This window comes from Qipengyuania polymorpha, assembly GCF_019711435.1.
Taxonomy (GTDB): domain Bacteria; phylum Pseudomonadota; class Alphaproteobacteria; order Sphingomonadales; family Sphingomonadaceae; genus Qipengyuania; species Qipengyuania polymorpha.
In genome coordinates this window covers 47,833-68,513 of record NZ_JAIGNK010000005.1, presented here as the reverse complement: position 1 = coordinate 68,513, position 20,681 = coordinate 47,833, and the positions used below count along the sequence as shown (strand labels likewise).

The following is a 20,681-nucleotide window of genomic DNA, read 5'->3' as shown; positions in this document are numbered from 1 at the left end:
GCGCGCCATCCCATGAGGGAAGCATGACCAAACTTCCCAAAGGCAAGGCCGCCATCGCCGGAGCCATCGGCTCCGCCGCCATCGCCGCAGCGCTGCTCTATGCGAACAAGCGCCGCGAAAAGAAGAACAAGCCCGACCAGCCGGGGCCGATCCCCTCGGGCGAGAAACCGGAGACCGATTGATGGAACAGGTGTCGAGTATTTCGGGCCGCGCAATCCCGCTGGGCCTCAAGAATGTCGACACCGACGTCATCATCCCCGCGCACTGGCTCAAGACCGTCAGCCGCGAGGGGCTCGGCAAGGGTGCGTTCGAGACCATCCGTCAGGCGCCCGGCAATCCCTTCGATGTCGAGGATTTCGCCGGCGCGCCCATCCTGATCGCAGGCGACAATTTCGGCTGCGGGTCCAGCCGTGAACACGCCGCATGGGCCATGCTCGACATGGGGCTGACCGCGGTCATCGCGCCCAGCTTTTCGGACATCTTCTCGGGCAACGCCTTCAAGAATGGCATCCTTGCGGTCGAACTGCCGCAGGAGCAGGTCGACCGGCTGCTCGAGGTGGCGAAGGACCACCCCATCACCATCGACCTCGAAAACCAGGTCGTCACCACCCCCTTCCAGGACCGCTTCGCCTTCGAGGTGGATCCGTTTCGCAAGCATTGCCTGCTCAATGGCCTCGACGAAATCGGCCTGACGCTGGAGCGCGATGCGGCCATCGAAACTCATGAGAGAGCGCGCGCGGACAGCCTGCCATGGCTCGACGCGCCGACACGAAACCGGAGAGAACACGCATGAAAGCAGTCCTGTCGAAAGAGACCGGCGGCCCCGAAACCCTCGTAGTAGAGGACATCGAAACCCCCACCCCCGGCAAGGGCGAGGTGCTCATCGATGTGGCGGCCTGCGCCATCAATTTCCCGGACACGCTCATCATCCGTGACATGTACCAGTTCAAGCCGCCACGCCCCTTCGCGCCGGGTGGAGAGATTTCCGGCACTATCGAGGTTTTGGGTGAAGGCGTCGAAGGCTTTGCCGTCGGCGACCGCGTCATCTGCGGCGTCGGAAATGGCGGCCTGCAGGAGAAGGTCGCTGTATCTGCTGCGCGCCTGTTCAAGGTGCCCGACGGCATCGACCTCGTGCAGGCCTCGGCGCTGCTGATGACCTACGGCACGACCATCCACGGCCTGAAGGACCGCGGCGACATCAAGGAGGGCGAAACCGTCCTCGTGCTTGGCGCAGCGGGAGGCGTGGGTCTCTCGGCAGTCGAACTCGCCAAGGCCTATGGCTGCCGCGTGGTGGCCGCCGTCTCGACCGAGGAAAAAGGCGAAGTGGCGAAGAAGGCCGGTGCCGATGAAGTCGTCATCTATCCGCGCGCGCCCTTCGACAAGGACACCTCCAAGCAGCTCGCCAATGATTTCAAGGCTGCGGTCGGCCCCAATGGCGCGGACATCGTCTACGACATCGTCGGCGGCGACTATTCCGAGCCCGCGCTGCGCTCGATTGCGTGGGAGGGCCGCTTCCTCGTCATCGGCTTCCCCGCCGGTATCGCCAAGATGCCGCTCAACCTGACCCTGCTCAAAAGCTGCGACATCCGCGGGGTTTTCTGGGGCGCCTTCACCGCACGCGAACCGCAGAAGAACAACGACAATATCGCCGAACTCTTCGACCTGTGGAAGGCCGGCAAGATCAATCCGCTGGTCTCCGAGACCTATCCACTCGAGCGCGCGCACGAAGCCATCGCCAAGCTCGAGAACCGCGGCGCGATCGGCAAGCTCGTTGTGACGATGGATTAAAGCGCCCGCGCCCCCTTGCCGCGTGCGTGCGCCATGCCTATTCGAGAGGCGACATCTTCCAAGGGGAATACCATGACCGACTTCAAGGATCGCGAACGCGGCGAAGAAACCAAATACGCTTTCGACCAGGAAACCGAGTTCAAGATTGCCGCGCGCCGCAACCGCCTGCTGGGCGAATGGGCCGCCGGCCTCATGGGCCTGACCGAGGAAGAGACCGACGCGTATAAGAAGGCGGTCGTGCAGGCCGATTTCGAGGAAGCGGGCGATGAAGACGTCATCCGCAAGCTGCTCGGCGACCTGACCGCTGCCGAATGCGACGTCAGCGAAGCCGATATCCGCGCCAAGCTCGACGAATGCGCCATCGAAGCACGCCGCCAGTTCATGAGCGACCAGAAGTAACGCCCATGCCGATGCCAGCCGAAGACATCGTCGCCCTGATCGAGGCCGCGCTTCCGGGCGCGGTCGTCGAAATGCGCGACCTTGCGGGCGACAACGATCATTGGGCAGCCAAGGTCATTGCGCCGCAGTTTGCGGGGAAGACCCGCGTCGCGCAGCACAAAATGGTCTATGAAGCGCTGGGTGAGCGGATGGGCGGCGAACTCCACGCCTTGCAACTCACCACCCAAGCCCCCAACTGAACCCCACCAGATTCAGCAATTCAAAGGCAGGGCAACCATGTCCGATGTAAACACGCGCATCTCCGACATCGTCAAAGCGAACGACGTCGTCCTTTTCATGAAGGGCACCCCGCTCTTCCCGCAGTGCGGCTTTTCCAGCCGCGCGGTAGCCATCCTCGACCATTGCGGCGTCGCCTATGACAGCGTCGACGTGCTGCAGGACATGGAAATCCGCCAGGGTATCAAGGCCTATTCCGACTGGCCGACTATCCCACAGCTCTATGTGAAGGGCGAATTCCTCGGCGGCAGCGACATCATGATGGAAATGTACGAGGCCGGCGAACTCCAGCAGCTTATGGACGAGAAGCAGGTCGCCAAGGCCGAGAGCTGATTACCAAACGCGAGCCGCAGGCGAGTGCAAGCGCGACTGCGCGCCGCCGCTTATGCGGCGAGCCAAGGAGCGCGGATGCGCTCCGCCCGGCGCTTGAGGGCGCAAGCAATAAAAAGCAAAACCCGCCCGGTGGGACGACCGGGCGGGTTTCTTGTTTTCGGGGAGGCGGACACGAGACCAGGAGTGGTCCGCCTGCTTTTACCGATAGGGACGCCAGTATACATGCATGGCGCGTGCCAAAATCGATTTCGCTACGGAACCCGCGCCAGGCAGTGGTTAACACCGATTTTCACAGCTCCTCGCTTGTAAAAAATCCCGACGCATCGCGTTAACCCTTGCGGCTTGGCAGGCGCCTCGCTTGCGGTCACAAGGAGGCCCATGAGCATCAACCACGAAGACGCGCCCGCCGGTATCCCCGCAGCTACCGTCATTATCTTTCGCAATGCCCGCGACGGCGGTCCGCCCGAAATCCTGATGACCATTCGCAGCCGCGAAATGGTTTTCGCTGGCGGCATGGCAGTCTTTCCCGGCGGACGCGTGGACCCGGCCGATTTCGAGCTCGGCGCCATGATGGGCGGTCCGCTCGATCCCGAAGAAGCCGCGCACCAGATTGCCGTCGTGCGCGAGACGCTGGAGGAGACCGGCCTTGCGATCGGCCTCTCCGGCGATATCGACGCGGAAAAGGCCCGCGCCGCGCGGCGCTACCTGATGCAGACCGGCGATCTTGCGAGCGTCCTCGACCATTTCGGCTGGGAGCTGGACCTCGCCCAGCTGACGCCGTTTGCGCGCTGGTATCCCAAGAACGAGCGTATCCCGCGCGTCTACGATACCCGCTTCTACATCGCCGACCTCGGCACGGGCGCGGTGGAAATCGAGGCCGACCTGTCGGAGAACACCCACCTGTTCTGGACTACCGCGCAGGGCGCGCTCGATGCGGCGGAACGGGGCGACATCAAGGTCATCTTCCCCACCCGCCGCAATCTCGAACGGCTAGCATTGTTCGAAGATTTTGCAGCGGCGAAGGAGCAGGCGGAGCGTATCCCGGTGCGAACGATCACGCCGCACATGGGCGAGCGCGAGGGCAAGACCTGGCTCGAGATCGGTGAAGACCTTGGCTATCCCGTGACGGGCGAGCCGCTGGATACGGTCGCGCGCGGATAGCCTGTCCGGTGCGGCCCTTGGCGGGCAATGCCTGGCCACAACGCACCCTTCGCGGCGAAGCAGCCCGTCAAATCATCCCGCGCGCGTGATAATGGTCGTGGGGGACCGCGGGCTCACCATTGTCGCGGGAGAGTTCGCCAAAAGCGCGCTCCTGCGAGAGGAAAATCTTGCCGTTGAGTTCTTCGAGGAAATGGGTGCGCTTGAGGCGGTCCATCACCGGACCTTTTACTTCGGACAGGTGCATGCCGATCCCGCCGTCGCCGAGCCGGTGATTGATGGCTTCAAGGCTTTCCAGCCCCGAGGCGTCGATCTCGTTGACCGCGCTGCACATCAGGATGACGTGGCGAAGTTCCGGGCGCTCGGCCACGCGCTCGAGGACATATTCCTCCAGCCAGCGCGCGTTGAGGTAGGTCAGGGATTCGTCGATCCGGATCGAAAGGACGTGCGGAACGGTGAACACCTCGTGCCGCTCCACATTGCGGAAATGCTCGGTTCCGGGAACGCGCCCCACGATCGCGGCGTGCGGGCGGCTGGCGCGATAGAGATAGAGCAGCAGGCCGACAGCCACACCGGTTATCACCCCGAGCTCGACCCCGGCCAGGAGTGTGATCGCGATCGTCGCGACATGCGCGGCGAAATCGGCCTTCGAATAGCGCCACAGCTGGCCCGGTGTCTTGAGGTCGACGAGGCTGAGGACGGCGACGATGATGGTCGCCGCCAAGGTGGCGATCGGCAGGCTGAACAGCAGCGGGGTGAGGAATAGCGTCGCCAGCGCGATACCTACTGCGGTGAACGCACCCGCGGCCGGTGTTTCCGCACCGGCATCGAAGTTGACTGCCGAGCGCGCGAAGCCTCCCGTTACCGGATAGCCGCCCGAAAAGGCGCTAGCGATGTTGGCCGCCCCCAGCCCGACCAGTTCCTGGTCGGGCGAAATGCGCTGCCGTCGCTTGGCCGCCAGCGTCTGTGCGACCGAGACGCTCTCGACGAAACCGATGATCGAGATAAGCAGCGCGGGGACCCACAGTTGCTCGATCAGCGAAAGGTCGGTCGAGGGCACCGCAAATGGCGGCAGGCCCTGCGGGATCGCGCCGACGATCTTCACCCCCCGCTCGCCCAGATCGAGCGCCCGCACCGCGAGGATCGTCAGCACGACCGCGGCAACCGGTCCGGCCTTGGCGGTCATATCGGCCACGCGGGGGCCGAGCCCCATCGCCACCAGGGCCGGTTTGCCACCCTTGCGCACCCAGAACAGGAACAAGGTCGCCGGAATGCCGATCGCCAGTGTCCAGGGATTGGTCTCGCCGATGGACGCGGCGATCGAGCCCAGCATCTCGGGCCAGTTGTCGCCGCCTGCCGTAATGCCGAGAATATGCTTGAGCTGGCTGGTCGCGATCAGGATGCCGCTGGCGGTAATGAACCCGCTGATGACCGGGTGGGAAAGAAGGTTCGCCAGGAAGCCAGCGCGCAGGAAACCCAGTATGGCCAGCATGATGCCCGAAAGCATCGCCAGCGTGATCGCCGCCTCGAGATATTCCGCCGTACCTTGCGCCGCGACCGCCCCGGCGGCGCTTGCCGTCATCAGCGAGATAACCGCCACCGGCCCGACTGCCAGCGTGCGGCTGGTCCCGAAGATCGCATAAAGCACCAGCGGAAGGATCGAGGCGTAGAGACCGACGACCGGCGGCAATCCTGCCAGCAGGGCATAGGCGAGGCTTTGCGGGATCAGCATGATGGTGACGATCACCGCCGCCACCAGGTCGCTGGTCAGGATCGACCGATTGTATGTCCGTCCCCATTCGAGGATCGGCAGATAACGCGAGAGCATGAACCGCGGCCTTTCGTTATTGCGCAAGGAGCCTACCGGGCGAGGCAAGCCATTCGCGCTTCCTGACCATGGCGTTCCGGTAAAGTCACGGCAAGACTTACGCGATCGATGTCCAGCCCTGGCGCTCGGCACTCGTGCCAAGGAGCAGGGCCGCTGCGACAGATGTGTTTACCCCGCAGCGCGGTTCGGGCAAGCTGGCGCGCAAAGCCATGCCGCCGGACGCAACCGCCTCCCCTGCGCAAGCCGAGCGCACCGCCTTTACCGGGCGCGATTTGCGCAAGATCTATGTCACCGGGGAAACCGAGGTGCATGCGCTGCGCGGCGTCGATTTCGATATCCGCAAGGGCGAGATACTGGTCCTGCTCGGGCCCTCCGGAAGCGGCAAGTCGACCCTGCTCAACATCGTCGGAGGGCTTGATCGCGCGACATCGGGCAGCCTCCATTACGAGGACACCGAACTCTCCGCGCTGGACGATGCCGATCTCACCCGCTTCCGCCGCGCCCAGATCGGTTTCATCTTCCAGTTCTACAACCTCATCCCCTCGCTCACCGCCGAAGAGAACGTCCGTCTCGTGACCGATATCGCGGATGATCCGATGGATCCGGGAGAGGCCCTCGCGCTTGTCGGCCTTGCCGAGCGTCGCCACCACTACCCGGCGCAGCTTTCGGGCGGTGAGCAGCAGCGTGTCGCCGTGGCGCGCGCCATCGCCAAGCAGCCCGGTGTGCTGTTGTGCGACGAACCCACCGGCGCGCTCGACAGCCAGACGGGCGTGCGCGTGCTGGAAACGCTGGAGGCCGCCAACCGCGAGCTCGACACCACCCTGCTGATCATCACGCACAATGCCGGGATCGCGGCCATGGCGGACCGCGTGTTCCATTTCCTCGACGGCACGATTGCCAGGATCGAGACCAATGAGCGGCGGATCAGCCCGGCGGAGATCAGCTGGTGAAGGCACTCGACCTGAAGCTCGTGCGTGATTTGTGGCGCATGCGGGGACAGGCCCTTGCCATCGCCATCGTGCTGGCCGCGGCATCGGCGACCTTCATCCTGTCCATGGGTGTCCATCGTTCGCTCTACGAAACACGCGAGGCCTATTACGCGCAGAACAATTTCGGCGACGTTTTCTCCTCCATGACCCGCGCCCCGCGCAGCGTGGTCGATGAGGTGGCGCAGATCGAAGGCGTGCAGCAGGCACAGGGGTCGATCCTGCAATATGCGATCCTCGATTTTCCCGACCGCAGCGAGGCCGTGCGCGCCCTCCTCCAGTCGGTCGACGAGCGCGGACGCGACAGGCTCGACCGAGTCACGCTGAAAGCCGGCCGCATGCCGATGCCCGGGCAGCCGGGCGAAGTCGTGGCCGACGAAGCCTTTGCACTGGCCAATGAGGTTGGACCGGGGGACGAGTTCGACGCCATCATCTACGGCCGGATGCAGCGCCTCAGGGTCGTCGGCATTGGTCTTGCGCCCAACTACGTCAATGCGCTGGCACCTGGAGACATCGTGCCCGATGACACGCGCTTCGGTGTCTTCTGGATGGGGGAGGAGGCGCTCGAAGCCGCAACCGACCGGACCGAGGCGATCAACGCCCTCTCGGTCAAGCTGCAACGCGGCGCATCTGAGGCCGATGTCATTCGCGCGATCGACCGCATCCTGGCGCCCTATGGCGGCGCAGGTGCCTACACCCGCGAGGATCATCCCAGCCACGCCTTCCTCGAGAGCGAACTCGACCAGCTGGAAGCAATGGTGCAGGTGATCCCGCCGATCTTCCTGATTGTTTCGACCTTCCTCGTCTATGTCGTGCTGGGCCGGATGATCCGCACCCAGCGCTCGCTCATCGGGCTGCTCAAGGCATTCGGCTATTCGGGCCTCGCAATCGCCTGGCATTACCTCAAGTTTGCCCTCGCCATCGCCCTGCTGGCCACTGCCCTGGGCGCAGCAGCAGGCATCTGGATGGGGCGCGCCATGACCGAGCTCTATGGCGAATACTACCACTTCCCCTTCCTGCGGTTTCATTTTGCTCCCGGCGTCTTCCTGAGCGCAGGGGCGCTGGCGATGGGTTCGGCCGCGCTGGGCGCCGTCAGCGGCGTCTGGTCGGCAGCGCGCCTGACACCAGCCGTGGCCATGTCGCCGCCCCCGCCGCCGGTCTATCGCGCCGGCTTCGTCGAGCGGGTCGGGGAAAAGGCCGGCTTCACCGCCATCGGGCACATGATCGTGCGGCACATCGCGCGCTGGCCGACCCGTTCGGCGATGACCGTGGGCGGGGTCGGCCTGTCGATCGCGCTGCTGTTTGCCACGCTGAGCTTCATCGATTCGAGCAACTACATGCTCTCATCCTATTTCTTCCGTTCGCAGCAGCAGGACCTGTCCGTGACCTTCACCGAGGCGCGGAACGAGGACGTCCTGTTCGAGCTGGCGCAGATGCCCGGCGTGCTGCGCGTCGAGCCGGTCCGCGCGCTGCCGGTGGAGATGAGCCACGCCAACCGGGTGGAGCGCACCGCGCTCGAGGCGATCGCGCCCGATGCCATGCTCTCTGCGCGTATCGACCAGGACGGGAACCTGATCGCCATGCCGCCGGGCGGTCTCATGCTCAGCCGCCAGCTTGCCAGCCAGCTGGGGGTCCGTCCGGGCGACAACGTCCGCGTCAAGATGCTGGGCGGACGCCGCACCGAAGCCATGCTTCCGGTTGGCGCGATGGTCGATGAATTCATCGGCGCGCGGGCCTATGCAAGCCAGGACACTCTCGATACGCTGGCCCGCGATAGTGCTCCGGTCGGAGCAGCCCTGCTGTTGATCGATCCGGCGCACCGAGATGATATCCTCGCGGCGCTCAAGGCGATGCCGGTGGTGCTGAGCATTGGCGATCGCGATCTGGAGATGGCACGGTTCCAGGAGATGATAGACGGGAATATCAACACGATGATCATCTTCTACATCGCCTTTGCCTCGGCCATTGCTGTCGGCGTGGTCTACAACGGCGCGCGCATCCTTTTCTCGGAGCGCGCGCATGAACTCGCGACCTTGCGGGTCCTCGGGTACCACCGGCGCGAGGTCGCGGTCGTGCTCATTGGCGAGATCGCGCTCCTGGTGGCCATATCGGTCCCGGTCGGCCTGCTGATGGGATACGCCCTCGCCCAGTTCATGCTGCACATGTTCGGATCGGACCTGTTCCGCCTGCCCTTCGCGCCCGCCGACGCAACCTATGCCAAGGCTGCCCTCGTGGTGCTGGCCGCAGCCATGCTGACGGCGGTGACGGTGGCACGACGCGTGATGCGGCTCGATATGGTCCGCGTCTTGAAGGCACGCGAATGATGATGGAGCGCCTCAAACGATGGCGCTGGGCGCTGCTCGCCACGGCGATCATGCTGGCAGGCCTGCTCTACGCGATGTGGCCGGAAGCCGTTGCGGTCGACACGGCCAAGGTTTCGCGCGGCGCGATGACGGTGGGGATTACCGATGACGGGGTAACCCGGGCAGAGGAATTCTACATCGTTTCCGCTCCCGTTACCGGCTACCTGTCCCGCATCGAACTCGAGCCCGGCGACAAGGTCGCGCCCGGCACGCTGATCACGCGCATGACGGGGCGTCCCTCCAGCCCGCTCGACCAGCGCACGCGTGCCGAAATGCGCGGCGCGCTGGCTGCGGCGCAGGCGGCCGAGGGCGGTGCCAGCGCGGCGCTTGCCCAGTCGCGCCGCGACCTCGCGCGCGCCGAAGCCATTTTCGAACGCGGTTTCCTGCCGCGCGCGCAGCTGGAGGCGGCGCGCACGCGGGTGGCCGCCGATCGTTCGGCCCAGGCGCAGGCCCGGGCGGAGATTGCCCGCCTGAATGCCATGCTGGCCGATCCCAGCGGCCTTGGCAGCGGCGCGGCGGTCGGCGTGCGTGCGCCCTCGGGCGGCGAGGTGCTGGCGGTTCTCAACGAAAGCGAAGGGGTCATCACCGAGGGGACGCCGCTGGTGACGCTCGGCAACCCCGACAGTATCGAGGTCGTCGTCGACCTGCTCTCGCGCGAGGCGGTGCGCGTCGAGCCGGGGATGCGGGTGGAAATCTCGCAATGGGGCGGCCCGGATCCGCTGATCGGCAAGGTCGAGCGTATCGAGCCTTTCGGGCGGCAGCGCATTTCCGCACTCGGCATCGAGGAGCAGCGGGTCAATGTCATCATCGGCTTCGAGGAGGGCTCGGCTGCACAGGGCGTGCGGCTGGGCCACGGCTACCAGATCGACGCCACCATCGCGCTCTGGCAGGCCGAGGACGCGCTGCGTCTGCCCATCGGGGCGCTGTTTCGCGGACCCGATGGCGGTTGGCAGGTATTCGCGGTCGAGAATGGACGCGCGAGGGCCACGACCGTGACCCTAGGCCGGATGAACGATGAATACGCGCAGGTGCTGGGAGGGATTGCCGCTGATGCCGAGATAATCCTCAATCCTGGCAATACCATAGAGGACGGCACGCGCGTCGCCCCCCGCGAATAGCGCTGCGACCTCAGCTCTTGCAGCTCTTCGATCCGGTTGCGGCATCGCCGAGCAGCACAGGCGGATGGTCCGCCCGGGCAAGGGCAACGCGCTCTTCGGGAGCGAGGCTGACCGGATCGCGCCGATATGTGTCCTCCCGGAAGCGCACCCCGCCCCCGTTTTCGACCTGCGCCGTGAAATAGGTCACATAGAGCGGGATCGGCTGCGACAGGATGATCGTGTGCGTTTCGTCCTTGGCCACCTCGGCCTGGACTTCCGCCGGATCCCAGCCGTCGCCGACAAGCAGCGTTTCCACAAAGGAAAGCGCCCGATCGACGCGCACGCAGCCATGGCTGAAGAAGCGGTCTTCCTCGGCGAAAAGCTTGCGGTTCGACGTGTCGTGCAGGAACACGCTGTAGGGATTGGGCATGACCAGCTTCATGCGCCCGAGTGCGTTGTTGTCGCCCGGCATCTGGCGATAGCGGCCGTTCTGGTAAACATAGCCGCGTGCCCGGGCCGCCGCCGGATTGCGCTGCACGAGCGAGGCAATGCCTTCTGCAGCGATGCTCGAAGGGATTTCCCACCAGGGATTGAGCACCACGCCGCTGACCTGCGTTGTGAAGACCGGCGTGCGCGTGACCGGCTTGCCAACGATGACGCGCCATTGCTCGCGAGGCTTGCCGTTCTCCCACAAGGTCAGTTCCTGCGCGGCGATATTCACCATCAGGTAGCGTTTCCCCAGCCGCGGTGGAAGCCAGCGCCAGCGCGCCAGGTTGGCACGTATCACCGCTTGCCGACCGGCATGCGTTTCGCGCTCCAGAGCGTCGACCAGAGCCTCGTAATGCGGATGCGAAGGGCGAACCGAGCGCAGGTAGAGATCGAGCCGGTTGGCCGCGAGCGCCTCTTCGAGCCCGGCCCACAAAGCCTCGTCGTCGACGCTGCCGTCGATGTGCCACCAGGCGGGGCGCTCGGAGCCGCAGCACCGACCGCGCCAGGCACGCATCAAGGTGAGCGCAGCATTCCCGGCCAAGGGCGCGATGCGTTTTCGATCCCCGCTGTCGATTGCGACCCGCAGGCGCGTATCGGTTCCTGCGGGGAGCGTAATACCCTCTCCCGGCGCGCGCTCTATCCAGCGCAAGAGGTTTTCCGCCTTGGCCGGGGTCCAGCCGGTCTGCGCCGCTGCGGGCGAGGATGCCAGCAGGGCGGCAGCAAGGAACAGGACAAGGAAGCGTAACAGCATATCGACCTCCGGCGTGGACAATCACGCGTTGACAAGGCGATTAGACCAGTACCGCAAGAGGTTCAAACTCGAAGCAGGAGCGCCGATCGCCGCCAACGGGTTGCAGAATAACTTGAACTCGGCTGCAATCGGGCAGACAATCATCGCTGGAGGCCTGCCATCGTTGAACTGACATTCCTCGGCGCTGCGGACACCGTCACCGGCTCGCGGTTCCTGTTCGAAACTTCGCGCAGCAGGGTGCTGGTCGATTGCGGCCTGTTCCAGGGATTGAAAGTCCTGCGTTCACGCAATCGCAAGCCCCTGCCGGTCGATCCGGCCAGCATCGACGCGGTGGTTCTGACCCATGCCCATCTCGATCACTCGGGCTATTTGCCGGTCCTTGTGAACAACGGCTTTGACGGCCCGGTCTTCTGTACCGAGGGTACGCGCGCGCTGTGCGGCCTGCTGCTGCCCGACAGCGGTTATCTGCAGGAAGCAGACGCGCGCTACGCCGCCAATCGCGGCTTCAGCCGGCACGATCCACCGCTGCCGCTTTACACCCGCAAGGATGCGCTGGCCTCGCTGGAAACGCTTGTCCCGCACCCCTTCAAGCAGCGCATAGATATCACTCCGGACTGCTGGATCACTTTCCATCGCGCAGGGCACATACTGGGCGCGGCCATCGTCGAACTGGTGGCCGATGGCACGCGCATCGTGATCTCGGGGGATCTGGGGCGCTACGACGATCCGCTCATGTTCGACCCGGAGCCGCTGCGCGCGGCGGATCACCTGCTGGTCGAATCGACCTATGGCGACCGGCTGCATCCCGATCTCTCCGCGCAGGACGAACTGGAAAGGATCATCAGGCGGACCGTGGCGCGTGGTGGCAGCGTCATCATCCCCTCCTTCGCGGTGGGCCGTGCGCAGTCACTGCTCTACCACATCGACGCCATCCGCAAGCGCGGCGCCCTGCCCGATGTGCCGGTCTATCTCGACAGCCCGATGGCCTGCAGCGCGACCGACATCTTCTGCAAGCACCCCGACGATCACCGGCTCACCGCCGAACAGTGCCGTGATGCGTGGGACGATGTGATCTACACGCGCGAGGTCGAGCATTCGAAGCGCCTCGACACCGAGCCAGGCTCGAAAATCATCATCTCCGCCAGCGGCATGGTCACCGGCGGGCGCATCCTCCACCGCCTCAAGCGCTATGGGCCCGACCGCAGGAGCACCATCGTGCTTGCCGGTTACCAGGCCGCCGGAACGAGGGGCGCGGCGCTGCGCGACGGGGCAGAGACGGTCAAGATCCACGGCCAGCAGGTCCCGATCAGGGCGGAAGTGGTCTCGCTCGACATGCTCTCCGCCCATGCCGACCAACACGATTTGCTGCGCTGGCTGGGCGGCTTCCAGTCACCGCCCGGCGAATGCTTCGTCGTCCACGGCGAGGCAGGTGCGGCAGATCGCTTGCGGTTCGAGATTGCGCAGACCTACGGCTGGAACGCACGGGTGCCCGAACACGGCGAAACGGTCCGGCTGGGATGAGCGACAGCACCAATCGCGACGCGCTGGGAGCACCCGGAGAATTGGTGCCCCTGGCAGCCCGCCGACTGGGCCTGCACACCCAGCGCGAGGATGTAGCCATCGTCCACCGCGACTGTTCGGTAGCCCGTTCCGAAGGATTGAGCGGACGCTCCCGCGTCGAGCTCAGGGCCAACCGGAAGAGAGCGGTCGCGCGCTTATATCAGGTCGACAACGGCATGGTCGCGCCCGACAGTATCGGCCTGTCGGAAAGCGCCTGGCACAAGCTGCGCCTCGACGAGGGCGAAGGGGTGACGCTGCATCATGCGCGCGACACCGGCTCGATGCGGGCCTTGCGCGGAAAGGTTTATGGACACAGGCTTTCGCAAAGGGACGCGTCAGCCATTTTCCGCGACATCGTCGACGGGAAGCTTTCCGACGTGCAGATTGCCGCATTCGTTGCGGCACTCGCCAGCCATGCGCCCGAGCGCACCGAGATAACAGCCCTGACCCACGCGATGGTGGCGATTGGCGAGCGCCTCTCTTGGCCGGGCGAAGTGGTGGTCGACAAGCATTGCGTCGGCGGGCTGCCGGGCAACCGCACCACGCCCATCGTTGTCTCGATCGTGGCCGCGGCCGGACTGACCATCCCCAAGACATCCTCGCGCGCAATCACCTCCCCGGCCGGCACGGCCGACACGGTGGAGACCATGACCCGCGTCGATCTCGGCGTTAAGGATATGCGCCGCGTGGTGGAACAGGAAGGCGGCTGCCTGGTCTGGGGCGGTGGCATCGACCTTTCCCCCGCGGACGATCTGCTCATCCGGGTCGAGCACGAGCTGGAACTCGACTGCACCTCGCAGATGGTCGCATCGGTATTGTCGAAGAAGATTGCCGCAGGTTCGACCCATGTCCTGATAGACGTTCCTGTCGGGCCGACCGCCAAGGTGCGATCGCGCGCCGATGCGGATGAACTTGCCATGTTCATGCGGGGCGTTGGCGAGGCCTTCGGGCTGACAGTGCGGACTGTCATGTCCGATGGCCTGCAACCGGTCGGCGACGGGATCGGGCCGGCGCTGGAGGCACGCGACGTGCTGGCCGTGCTGGAGAACGACCCGCACGCGCCACAGGAATTGCGCACAAGGGCGCTGGGGCTCGCCGCTGCTGTGCTCGAGATGGGAGGAGCCTGCGCTACGGGCAGCGGCATTGGCGCAGCCACTGCTATCCTCGACGAAGGGCGCGCGCTGGCGAAATTCATGGCAATCTGCGAAGCCCAGGGCGGGTTCCGTCGCCCCGGCATTGCCCCCTTCACCAAGGTCATCGAAAGCGAACGCCCGGGCCATGTCGCTGATATCGACAACCGCCGCCTTGCGCGGCTCGCCAAGCTGGCCGGGGCACCGCAAGCGCCCACTGCCGGCGTCGCGCTTCACGTCAATCTCGGCGATGGCATCAGCCGCGGGCAGCCGCTGCTCACCTTGCATGGTGAAAGCCGGGGCGAGCTCGACTACGCGATCGATTACTACCAAACGAATACCAATCTGATCGAGGTCCGGGCCAAGTGAAACCACTCCTGTTCACGCTTCACGCTGCCGACAGCCTTGCGAGCGACATGCTTGCAGGCGGGCTCTTCGATGAAGGTAACGTGGAACGCCGCCGCTTCCCCGATGGCGAAAGCTATGTCCGGCTCGAGACGGGTGTCGAGGACCGGGCGGTGGTGTTCCTGTGCAGCCTCGACAGGCCGGACGAACGGGTAATGACCCTGCTGCTGGCAGCCGAGGCGGCGCAGGCGCAGGGCGCGCAGCAGGTCGGGCTGATCGCTCCCTATCTAGCCTATATGCGGCAGGACAAGGCCTTCAGGCCCGGGGAGGCGGTCTCGGCCCCTGTCTTTGCCGAAATCCTTTCGCGCCGTTTCGACTGGCTGGTCACGCTGGAGCCGCACCTGCACCGGATCACGAGCCTCGATGAAATCTTCACCATCCCTGCGCGCGCGGCCGAAGCGACGCAGCCGATAGCCGAGTGGATCGCAGCCCATGTCGAGCGCCCCTTCCTCGTCGGCCCCGACAGCGAAAGCGCGCCCTGGATCGAGCGGATCGCGGCAAGGCTCGATGCGCCCTTCGCCGTGCTGGAAAAGGAGCGTCTCGGCGATCACGAGGTCCGTATCGGTGGGACGCTCGGCGGCTTGCGACCGGGTATGACGCCGGTCGTCGTCGACGATATCGTGTCGAGCGGGGGAACGCTGGCAACAATCGTCGAGCGCATCGCACAAGAGGCGGATCGTGCCGCCGTCTGCATTGCCGTCCACGCGCTCTACGGCGAGCTTCCCGCCCCTCTCGCCTCCTCCGCCAGCCTACAGGCGCTGGCGAGCAGTGACAGCGTGCCGCATGCGAGCAACCGGATCGGGATTGCGAACCCGCTTCTGGCCGAGGCCGAACAGCTCATCACCCTCAACCTGAAGCGCCATCGCTTATGAGGATGCGAACCGAAAGCTAGCGGGCGCTGTTCCGAACGACGGCAGCCGGGCCGGCCAAAAGCAGCTCGTCCCACAAAACGATCACCACGACCGCAGAGCCAAGTACGTGGAGCACCATTGCGACAAGCAGCGTCAGCACGATCGCGCGGGGCGTCGCGCGGCTCTGGCCCTGGCTTTCCCTGGACAGCGTCACCAGATCCTCGAAACCGGTACAGGCCGCGGCGACCGCAGCGAGAAGAAAGGCAAAAGGAGCATAGGCCCCCGCCCGCTCGATGATGTCACCGATGAAGACATACATGCCGGCGTCGACAATCGTATCGAGCCCGTAAAGGACAAGGCCGAGCGGACTGACCTCGCGGCGTATTTCGGCCGCTTGCTGGACAACGTCGCTGGAGGGTCATGCGGTGAAGGAAAGCGAGGCTCGCAAACTGCGGGACCAGAGAGGGCGGCAACCCCGGCCCGCTTCACGAAAATGACAGCCCCATCGCTGAAGACGCCCAAGTGGATTTCTGGATGACCGGCGGCCGGATCATAAGAATGGCTTAAATCCCCGCGGCAGATTTCCTCTCACTCTTCGAGCGCTCTCGCAACCGCGTCGGTTAGAGCCGAGACCCATCGATCCATTCGAATATCCGCTAATGGCGCGCCCGGCAGGACTCGAACCTGCTGCCTCAAGATTAGAAGTTAGGTCTAACGGTTCCCATAGGCCATCAAAGGCCCGCAATTCTGCGGTTTATGCTTTCCATTTTGTCCATCGCTTGCATGTTACCTCAAGCTGAGTTACCTAGCATGTTACCTATTGCCGATAAGGTAACAGGCGAGCCGAGGTGAGGCGGCAACCTCCACCCCGGCTCTATCGCAACCCTGGATAGAGGGCACGACCGATGGACATAGCAACTGAGATACCCCTAGCAAGCTTCGACGGCAGGTTTGTCGTGATCCAAATTCAAAGCGGCTCAAAGCTGATTGAGCTAGCCTTGGATGCACACCAAAGCGCACGCCTAGCGGGACAGCTGAAATTCGCAGCGCAGGATGCTTTCGACAAACAGCGCGAGAGCAATGTCATCCAGTTTCGAAAGCTTTCCAATGCTGACTGATACCAAGATCGCAGCAATCAAACCGCCCGAAAAGGGACAGGAAGAACATGCCGACCATAAGGTGACGGGGCTACGGCTTCGTGTTGGCGCTGGCGGGGCCAAGACATGGACTTTGCGCCGCCGTGTGGGCGGTAAGGTGATAAACCGGAAGCTTGGCACTTATCCGGCAATGAGACTGGCACAAGCGCGCAACGCTGCCGAGGCAATGATTGAGGCGCTAGAGCGCGATGGCAGCACGGAAGGAATCGACAGGCCTTTTGAGGTGGCTGCCGAGGCATGGATTAAAGCCAAGAAGCGCCCTGCCCTAATCAGTCGCCAGCTAGAGCTTCACGTTTACCCTCATTGGCGAGGGCGCAAGCTAGGCGAGATAAAGCGCGCTGATGTGCGCGACCTTATTGCGGGGCTGGAAGGTGACGTTCTGCCAAACCGCGTTCTGGCGACCATCAAGACAGTCTTTGGCTACGCTATATCGCAGGACTGGATTGAGAACTCGCCAGCCGACCGCATCGAGAAGCCAAATAGCGAGACCCCGCGCGACCGCGTTCTGGATATGGGTGAAATCGCGCGCGTTTGGAATGCGACTGGCCTTCTAGGCTATCCGGTCGGCCCATGGGCGCGACTGCTCTTGCTGACAGCACAGCGCCGCAGCGAGGTTGCAGGGATGCGATGGGCAGACCTCGACCTAGACAACGCAACGTGGACGCTCTCGGCAGGCGATACGAAGGCGAAGCGCGCCCACCTTGTTCCCCTCGCCCCTGCGGCGGTGGAAATCATCAAGGCTATGCCAGAAGTGGGGGACTACGTTTTCTCGACTTCCGCAAACACTCCCATGAGGGGCTTTGCGCGCGCCAAGTCGCAAATCGACCAATGGCTAGAGAGCAAGGACATGGCCCTAGCAGAGCCTTGGCGCTTTCACGATCTAAGGCGCTCGGCAGCAACGCACATGGTCCGGCTCGGCATTCCCGAACTTGTGGTTTCCCGCGTCCTGAATCACCGCGTCCAAGGCGTTACAGGACAGGTCTATGCCCTTCACTCCTATGCTCCCGAAAAGCGCCATGCTTTGGAAGCTTGGGCGGCGGAAGTGGACAGGGCAGTGCATGGCGACCGTGGAGGCAATGTGGTGTCGATCAATGGCTGAATATGAATTGCAATCGACTGGCGACGATGAGGCAGACAACGTTAATTTGCCTGTTTTGCTGGCGCTGACCGGCGGTAAAATCGACAGTGAAACGACTTCATATCTCGCAGAGGTTTTGCGGTCAGACTACGCACTCAGTCCAACCCTCCGGCAAATTCTCGCTGACGCGTTAGACGGAGAGAGCAACGATCTAAGGCTAACGCTCGCTCGCAAAGGAAAGACAGGGCCGCTTCCGAAGCAGCCGCCATTGTTCAAAGCCATGGTCGATTGGGCAAGCAAGATGGCATGGGGCCAGTTTATCAGCGAGCACCCAGAAAGCGACATCAAGCTTGAAAATGCCATTCAGGATGCGTGCGAGCACTTTGACATCCAGAGGTCAGAAGCCTTCGCTGGCCTCAAAGTATGGAGAGAGGTTCACGAGCGCGGCTAGTCCATGGGTTATAGGCTAATTCTTGGACAAGGGACTGGTCGCGCTCGCATAAAATATCAGTATTAAAAGTGTCGCCCAAGAAAAAGGAGGCGACACATGGCAAGGCTCCTCAGCCCCAAGAAGGTCTGCGAAGAGGTTTCTTTCTCTCGCGCTACGCTCGACCGCCTAGTTGCGGCTGGCGATTTTCCTGCTCCAATCCGCATCACGCAAAACCGCTTAGCCTATAGTGCCGAGGCGGTTGAAAAATGGATCGCAGACAAGCTGGGAGCAGCCTAATGGACACGAAAAACCCCCGCCTGGGGTCACAGGCAGGGGCTTCGGTATCCATTGCAGCGGACACCCTAGCTCTTACTAAAAACCGCCCGATTTTGCAAGCGAATAGCGCCATGCGCGCCCGCCTCACCATGCTCCTTTGGGCGTGGCCGTGGAAGGTCCAAAGCGACCGGAGGGCAGCATGAGCGACAAGCCCAAAACCACACCGCAAGCCAAGTGGCGCAATGCCAATCCGAAGGCCACCTGGGCGCACGCTTCGCTTCGCTCGGCACTACGGCGCGGCCTTATCACTCGCGGCAAGTGCGAAGTCTGCGGAGAGGCCGAAACCGATGGCCATCACCCGGACTATGACCGCCCGATGAAAGTGCAATGGCTATGCCGGAAGCACCATCGCGAGCTGCACCGAAGGCAGTCCAATGGGCAAGCCTAGAACCTTCACCACCCTGCCGGTCGCGATGATCGCAGACACGGACCTAACCGCGCTCGACTTGCGTGTTGCGGCAGTCATTGCCCTGCACGATGGCATGAGCGCGGTGAAGGGCAAAGGCGGCGGGTGCTATGCGAAGAACCTAACGCTGGCAGCCCTCGCCCGCACCGATCCCACCAACTTCAGCAAGTGCCTCTCCCGCCTTATTAGCAAGGGCTATGTGACCCGCGAACCGCAGCTGATGGACAAGCGGCGCTTCACCTTGCGCGTCCAATATCCTGCCGATGATAGTTGGCGAGTTGACCAACCTTCAGGCGAGACGGTGGACGCCGAAACAGGCGAGATAGTTGGTGAACCCGCCAAGCCGACCCATGAGATAGTTGGTGAAGCCGATAGCAAGAATGGCGGTTCCTCTAGGCAAACTGGCCGACACTATATTTCCTTAAAGGAGGAACTAGATTCTGTAGAAACAGAGAAACTAAATTCCTTTGAAACGGCGCGTCTTAGCGATGCATCATTCCCGCCAGAGGATGACGAACCTGTCTGGCGAGTGGCCGATGCAATCCGACAGGAAAAAGATGCGGCTAAAGCCGAGGCTATCCGATGGGCGCTCGACGCTCACCTACCTCACAACCTGGAAGCCCTGCCCATTGGCGCACAGGTCTCCAAGCTCGACACGGCCTTCACCGCGATAGGCCGCGACCCCAACGCCCTGCACGACAAGGAACGGGCGAAATACACTCACCTACTCACCGACATTTTCGAGACCTTCATGGGCGGCGACATGGACGCGACCGCACAGCAAGCCTTGCGCCTGTCCGAAGACATGGCGGTCTATTGATGGAGAGGACAATGAACGAACTACAGCACGACTGGAGCGCACCGCCACACAAGCCGTGGTGGCCACCACACCCTAAGGGGGCGCTTCGATCACTCCGAGCAGGAGGGAATCTGGCGGCGGTGGAGACGCGTAAAAATCAAACTAAGGATGCCAGATCATGTTGAGCGCGCCCAAACATCTGCGGGACGCTGGCAGCGCCTTTTATACCTCGGTGGCGGATGAATACGCGATCACCGACGCGGCGGGCCTCGCCCTTCTCTCCCGCGCGGCTGAATGCGTGGACCGAATGACAGCGGCTCAGTCTGCCATCGCAGAACACGGCGAGCTTGTGCCCGACCGCTACGGCGGCGTGAAGCTCAACCCTGCCTGCAATCTCGAAAAAGACGCGCGCAGCGGATTCCTCGCAGCCGTGCGCGCCCTCAACCTCGATCTCGAACCCTTGCGGGACGGCCCCGGTCGCCCGTCTGAATAGGAGAACCAAAGTGCCTACCAATCGCACGCGCCGGAAGCGCAGCAAGCAAGACCTCGACCAGCACAAGCTAAGCGAACTCCATCACGGCCCCGGCACCTGCCTACTGGCTGGCTGCGGCTACTTCATGCACCCCGATTGGCCCGGAGCAGTCCCTGGCAATCAGACTGGCTTTTACTGGGAGCTTAGCGACGAGAACCAAGCCATGGTTCGCGAGGCCATGCTCTCCGATTGGCGGCTCTATCGCGATGAAGTGATGGCAGCGTGGGATGGCGAGGGCGATCCGTGGGCACTTACCGAATTTGGGGAGATTACCTGATGCGACCAGAAACAGATGAGCAATTCACCATCGCGGCCCGCGCCATTGCGACCGCATTTCTCGACCGCTTCGCTCACATGCACCTTTCTCGTGATGAGGTTGCGAACATCTCCGGCGCGGCTTTGTCGGAGATCCTTGCACAGCAGCTAGGCCCTTTCGGCGCGGTCGAACGGCTCCGCGACTTGGCTGACACATTAGAGCAACAAGTGTTGAAAGACGCACTGGATTCTTGACTTTGTTCTTGTTTTGTGC

At 63.5% G+C, this 20,681-nt stretch carries 25 protein-coding genes; 22 read left to right on the top strand and 3 right to left on the bottom strand.

The window, feature by feature from the left end; all coding sequences use genetic code 11:
* Window positions 1–23 precede the first annotated feature (23 nt).
* The 7 genes from K3152_RS13600 (at window position 24) to K3152_RS13570 (ending at window position 3,957) form a co-directional block, all read left to right on the top strand.
* On the top strand, window positions 24–182 hold the full coding sequence (locus tag K3152_RS13600; RefSeq protein ID WP_221574676.1) for an isopropylmalate isomerase: 159 nt from the start codon (window positions 24–26) through the stop codon (window positions 180–182).
* The gene (gene leuD / locus K3152_RS13595) at window positions 182–793 is read left to right on the top strand and encodes a 3-isopropylmalate dehydratase small subunit (protein WP_221574675.1); all 612 of its coding nucleotides are present in this window, start codon (window positions 182–184) and stop codon (window positions 791–793) included. The genes K3152_RS13600 and leuD overlap by 1 nt, the downstream gene beginning before the upstream one ends.
* Entirely contained in the window at window positions 790–1,788 is a 999-nt protein-coding gene (locus K3152_RS13590) for an NADPH:quinone oxidoreductase family protein (protein WP_221574674.1), read from the top strand. Before leuD ends, K3152_RS13590 begins: the two co-directional genes overlap by 4 nt.
* Window positions 1,789–1,860: 72 nt before the next feature.
* Entirely contained in the window at window positions 1,861–2,187 is a 327-nt protein-coding gene (locus K3152_RS13585; RefSeq protein ID WP_221574673.1) for a DUF1476 domain-containing protein, read from the top strand.
* 5 nt (window positions 2,188–2,192) lie between these two features.
* Window positions 2,193–2,426: a BolA/IbaG family iron-sulfur metabolism protein gene (locus K3152_RS13580; protein ID WP_221574672.1), complete on the top strand. Its 234-nt coding sequence runs from the start codon at window positions 2,193–2,195 to the stop codon at window positions 2,424–2,426.
* Between the two features lie 37 nt (window positions 2,427–2,463).
* A complete protein-coding gene (gene grxD, locus K3152_RS13575) occupies window positions 2,464–2,796 on the top strand; it encodes a Grx4 family monothiol glutaredoxin (protein ID WP_040965497.1) in 333 nt (110 codons plus the stop codon).
* A 378-nt stretch (window positions 2,797–3,174) separates the two neighbouring features.
* Window positions 3,175–3,957: an NUDIX hydrolase gene (locus tag K3152_RS13570; RefSeq protein WP_221574671.1), complete on the top strand. Its 783-nt coding sequence runs from the start codon at window positions 3,175–3,177 to the stop codon at window positions 3,955–3,957.
* A 67-nt stretch (window positions 3,958–4,024) separates the two neighbouring features.
* Here the strand turns inward: K3152_RS13570 and K3152_RS13565 are convergent, their stop codons facing one another.
* Window positions 4,025–5,782, bottom strand: coding sequence for a SulP family inorganic anion transporter (locus tag K3152_RS13565; RefSeq protein ID WP_221574670.1), 1,758 nt, complete (start codon window positions 5,780–5,782; stop codon window positions 4,025–4,027).
* Between the two features lie 164 nt (window positions 5,783–5,946).
* Between K3152_RS13565 and K3152_RS13560 the strand changes: the two genes are divergently transcribed.
* Genes K3152_RS13560 through K3152_RS13550 form a run of 3 tightly spaced genes read left to right on the top strand, consistent with a single transcriptional unit; the run spans window position 5,947 to window position 10,249 of the window.
* A complete protein-coding gene (locus K3152_RS13560) occupies window positions 5,947–6,732 on the top strand; it encodes an ABC transporter ATP-binding protein (RefSeq protein ID WP_345719816.1) in 786 nt (261 codons plus the stop codon).
* Window positions 6,729–9,092, top strand: a complete 2,364-nt coding sequence (locus K3152_RS13555; RefSeq protein ID WP_221574669.1) for an ABC transporter permease — start codon at window positions 6,729–6,731, stop codon at window positions 9,090–9,092. Before K3152_RS13560 ends, K3152_RS13555 begins: the two co-directional genes overlap by 4 nt.
* A complete protein-coding gene (locus tag K3152_RS13550) occupies window positions 9,089–10,249 on the top strand; it encodes an efflux RND transporter periplasmic adaptor subunit (RefSeq protein WP_221574668.1) in 1,161 nt (386 codons plus the stop codon). The genes K3152_RS13555 and K3152_RS13550 overlap by 4 nt, the downstream gene beginning before the upstream one ends.
* Before the next feature lie 10 nt (window positions 10,250–10,259).
* Here K3152_RS13550 and K3152_RS13545 read toward each other — a convergent pair whose 3' ends face one another.
* Entirely contained in the window at window positions 10,260–11,468 is a 1,209-nt protein-coding gene (locus K3152_RS13545; protein ID WP_221574667.1) for a L,D-transpeptidase family protein, read from the bottom strand.
* A gap of 159 nt (window positions 11,469–11,627) precedes the next feature.
* On the opposite strand from K3152_RS13545, the gene K3152_RS13540 reads away from it, so the two are divergent.
* From K3152_RS13540 to K3152_RS13530, 3 genes are read left to right on the top strand one after another with little or no spacing between them, the layout of a single operon-like run.
* On the top strand, window positions 11,628–12,989 hold the full coding sequence (locus tag K3152_RS13540) for an MBL fold metallo-hydrolase RNA specificity domain-containing protein (protein WP_221574711.1): 1,362 nt from the start codon (window positions 11,628–11,630) through the stop codon (window positions 12,987–12,989).
* Window positions 12,986–14,527, top strand: a complete 1,542-nt coding sequence (locus K3152_RS13535; RefSeq protein ID WP_221574666.1) for a thymidine phosphorylase family protein — start codon at window positions 12,986–12,988, stop codon at window positions 14,525–14,527. Before K3152_RS13540 ends, K3152_RS13535 begins: the two co-directional genes overlap by 4 nt.
* Window positions 14,524–15,435 (top strand): ribose-phosphate diphosphokinase, encoded by a 912-nt coding sequence (locus K3152_RS13530; RefSeq protein WP_221574665.1) that lies wholly within the window; start codon window positions 14,524–14,526, stop codon window positions 15,433–15,435. Before K3152_RS13535 ends, K3152_RS13530 begins: the two co-directional genes overlap by 4 nt.
* A gap of 16 nt (window positions 15,436–15,451) precedes the next feature.
* On the opposite strand, the gene K3152_RS13525 is transcribed toward K3152_RS13530, so the two are convergent.
* On the bottom strand, window positions 15,452–15,733 hold the full coding sequence (locus tag K3152_RS13525) for a hypothetical protein (RefSeq protein ID WP_221574664.1): 282 nt from the start codon (window positions 15,731–15,733) through the stop codon (window positions 15,452–15,454).
* A 586-nt stretch (window positions 15,734–16,319) separates the two neighbouring features.
* On the opposite strand from K3152_RS13525, the gene K3152_RS13520 reads away from it, so the two are divergent.
* From K3152_RS13520 to K3152_RS13480, 9 genes are all read left to right on the top strand, one after another.
* Window positions 16,320–16,532, top strand: coding sequence for a hypothetical protein (locus K3152_RS13520; RefSeq protein WP_221574663.1), 213 nt, complete (start codon window positions 16,320–16,322; stop codon window positions 16,530–16,532).
* On the top strand, window positions 16,522–17,670 hold the full coding sequence (locus tag K3152_RS13515) for a tyrosine-type recombinase/integrase (protein ID WP_221574662.1): 1,149 nt from the start codon (window positions 16,522–16,524) through the stop codon (window positions 17,668–17,670). The genes K3152_RS13520 and K3152_RS13515 overlap by 11 nt, the downstream gene beginning before the upstream one ends.
* Window positions 17,663–18,100 carry a hypothetical protein gene (locus tag K3152_RS13510; protein ID WP_221574661.1) on the top strand — a complete coding sequence of 146 codons (438 nt, stop codon included), beginning with the start codon at window positions 17,663–17,665 and terminating at the stop codon, window positions 18,098–18,100. The genes K3152_RS13515 and K3152_RS13510 overlap by 8 nt, the downstream gene beginning before the upstream one ends.
* Window positions 18,101–18,196: 96 nt before the next feature.
* Window positions 18,197–18,376 carry a helix-turn-helix transcriptional regulator gene (locus K3152_RS13505; RefSeq protein WP_221574660.1) on the top strand — a complete coding sequence of 60 codons (180 nt, stop codon included), beginning with the start codon at window positions 18,197–18,199 and terminating at the stop codon, window positions 18,374–18,376.
* A 178-nt stretch (window positions 18,377–18,554) separates the two neighbouring features.
* Window positions 18,555–18,803 (top strand): hypothetical protein, encoded by a 249-nt coding sequence (locus K3152_RS13500; protein WP_221574659.1) that lies wholly within the window; start codon window positions 18,555–18,557, stop codon window positions 18,801–18,803.
* The gene (locus K3152_RS13495; protein ID WP_221574658.1) at window positions 18,790–19,641 is read left to right on the top strand and encodes a MarR family transcriptional regulator; all 852 of its coding nucleotides are present in this window, start codon (window positions 18,790–18,792) and stop codon (window positions 19,639–19,641) included. The genes K3152_RS13500 and K3152_RS13495 overlap by 14 nt, the downstream gene beginning before the upstream one ends.
* Before the next feature lie 157 nt (window positions 19,642–19,798).
* Window positions 19,799–20,113 carry a hypothetical protein gene (locus K3152_RS13490; protein ID WP_221574657.1) on the top strand — a complete coding sequence of 105 codons (315 nt, stop codon included), beginning with the start codon at window positions 19,799–19,801 and terminating at the stop codon, window positions 20,111–20,113.
* A 10-nt stretch (window positions 20,114–20,123) separates the two neighbouring features.
* Complete coding sequence (locus K3152_RS13485) at window positions 20,124–20,429, top strand: hypothetical protein (protein WP_221574656.1); 306 nt, start codon at window positions 20,124–20,126, stop codon at window positions 20,427–20,429.
* On the top strand, window positions 20,429–20,662 hold the full coding sequence (locus tag K3152_RS13480) for a hypothetical protein (protein ID WP_221574655.1): 234 nt from the start codon (window positions 20,429–20,431) through the stop codon (window positions 20,660–20,662). Before K3152_RS13485 ends, K3152_RS13480 begins: the two co-directional genes overlap by 1 nt.
* Window positions 20,663–20,681: the final 19 nt, after the last annotated feature.

What these genes read in the sequence shown, in the direction of transcription:
- K3152_RS13600 (WP_221574676.1), top strand. Translation starts at nt 24, where the DNA reads ATGACCAAACTTCCCAAAGGCAAGGCCGCCATCGCCGGAGCCATCGGC.
- leuD (WP_221574675.1), top strand. Translation starts at nt 182, where the DNA reads ATGGAACAGGTGTCGAGTATTTCGGGCCGCGCAATCCCGCTGGGCCTC.
- K3152_RS13590 (WP_221574674.1), top strand. Translation starts at nt 790, where the DNA reads ATGAAAGCAGTCCTGTCGAAAGAGACCGGCGGCCCCGAAACCCTCGTA.
- K3152_RS13585 (WP_221574673.1), top strand. Translation starts at nt 1,861, where the DNA reads ATGACCGACTTCAAGGATCGCGAACGCGGCGAAGAAACCAAATACGCT.
- K3152_RS13580 (WP_221574672.1), top strand. Translation starts at nt 2,193, where the DNA reads ATGCCGATGCCAGCCGAAGACATCGTCGCCCTGATCGAGGCCGCGCTT.
- grxD (WP_040965497.1), top strand. Translation starts at nt 2,464, where the DNA reads ATGTCCGATGTAAACACGCGCATCTCCGACATCGTCAAAGCGAACGAC.
- K3152_RS13570 (WP_221574671.1), top strand. Translation starts at nt 3,175, where the DNA reads ATGAGCATCAACCACGAAGACGCGCCCGCCGGTATCCCCGCAGCTACC.
- K3152_RS13565 (WP_221574670.1), bottom strand. Translation starts at nt 5,782, where the DNA reads ATGCTCTCGCGTTATCTGCCGATCCTCGAATGGGGACGGACATACAAT.
- K3152_RS13550 (WP_221574668.1), top strand. Translation starts at nt 9,089, where the DNA reads ATGATGATGGAGCGCCTCAAACGATGGCGCTGGGCGCTGCTCGCCACG.
- K3152_RS13545 (WP_221574667.1), bottom strand. Translation starts at nt 11,468, where the DNA reads ATGCTGTTACGCTTCCTTGTCCTGTTCCTTGCTGCCGCCCTGCTGGCA.
- K3152_RS13535 (WP_221574666.1), top strand. Translation starts at nt 12,986, where the DNA reads ATGAGCGACAGCACCAATCGCGACGCGCTGGGAGCACCCGGAGAATTG.
- K3152_RS13525 (WP_221574664.1), bottom strand. Translation starts at nt 15,733, where the DNA reads ATGTATGTCTTCATCGGTGACATCATCGAGCGGGCGGGGGCCTATGCT.
- K3152_RS13520 (WP_221574663.1), top strand. Translation starts at nt 16,320, where the DNA reads ATGGACATAGCAACTGAGATACCCCTAGCAAGCTTCGACGGCAGGTTT.
- K3152_RS13515 (WP_221574662.1), top strand. Translation starts at nt 16,522, where the DNA reads ATGCTGACTGATACCAAGATCGCAGCAATCAAACCGCCCGAAAAGGGA.
- K3152_RS13510 (WP_221574661.1), top strand. Translation starts at nt 17,663, where the DNA reads ATGGCTGAATATGAATTGCAATCGACTGGCGACGATGAGGCAGACAAC.
- K3152_RS13505 (WP_221574660.1), top strand. Translation starts at nt 18,197, where the DNA reads ATGGCAAGGCTCCTCAGCCCCAAGAAGGTCTGCGAAGAGGTTTCTTTC.
- K3152_RS13500 (WP_221574659.1), top strand. Translation starts at nt 18,555, where the DNA reads ATGAGCGACAAGCCCAAAACCACACCGCAAGCCAAGTGGCGCAATGCC.
- K3152_RS13495 (WP_221574658.1), top strand. Translation starts at nt 18,790, where the DNA reads ATGGGCAAGCCTAGAACCTTCACCACCCTGCCGGTCGCGATGATCGCA.
- K3152_RS13490 (WP_221574657.1), top strand. Translation starts at nt 19,799, where the DNA reads ATGTTGAGCGCGCCCAAACATCTGCGGGACGCTGGCAGCGCCTTTTAT.
- K3152_RS13480 (WP_221574655.1), top strand. Translation starts at nt 20,429, where the DNA reads ATGCGACCAGAAACAGATGAGCAATTCACCATCGCGGCCCGCGCCATT.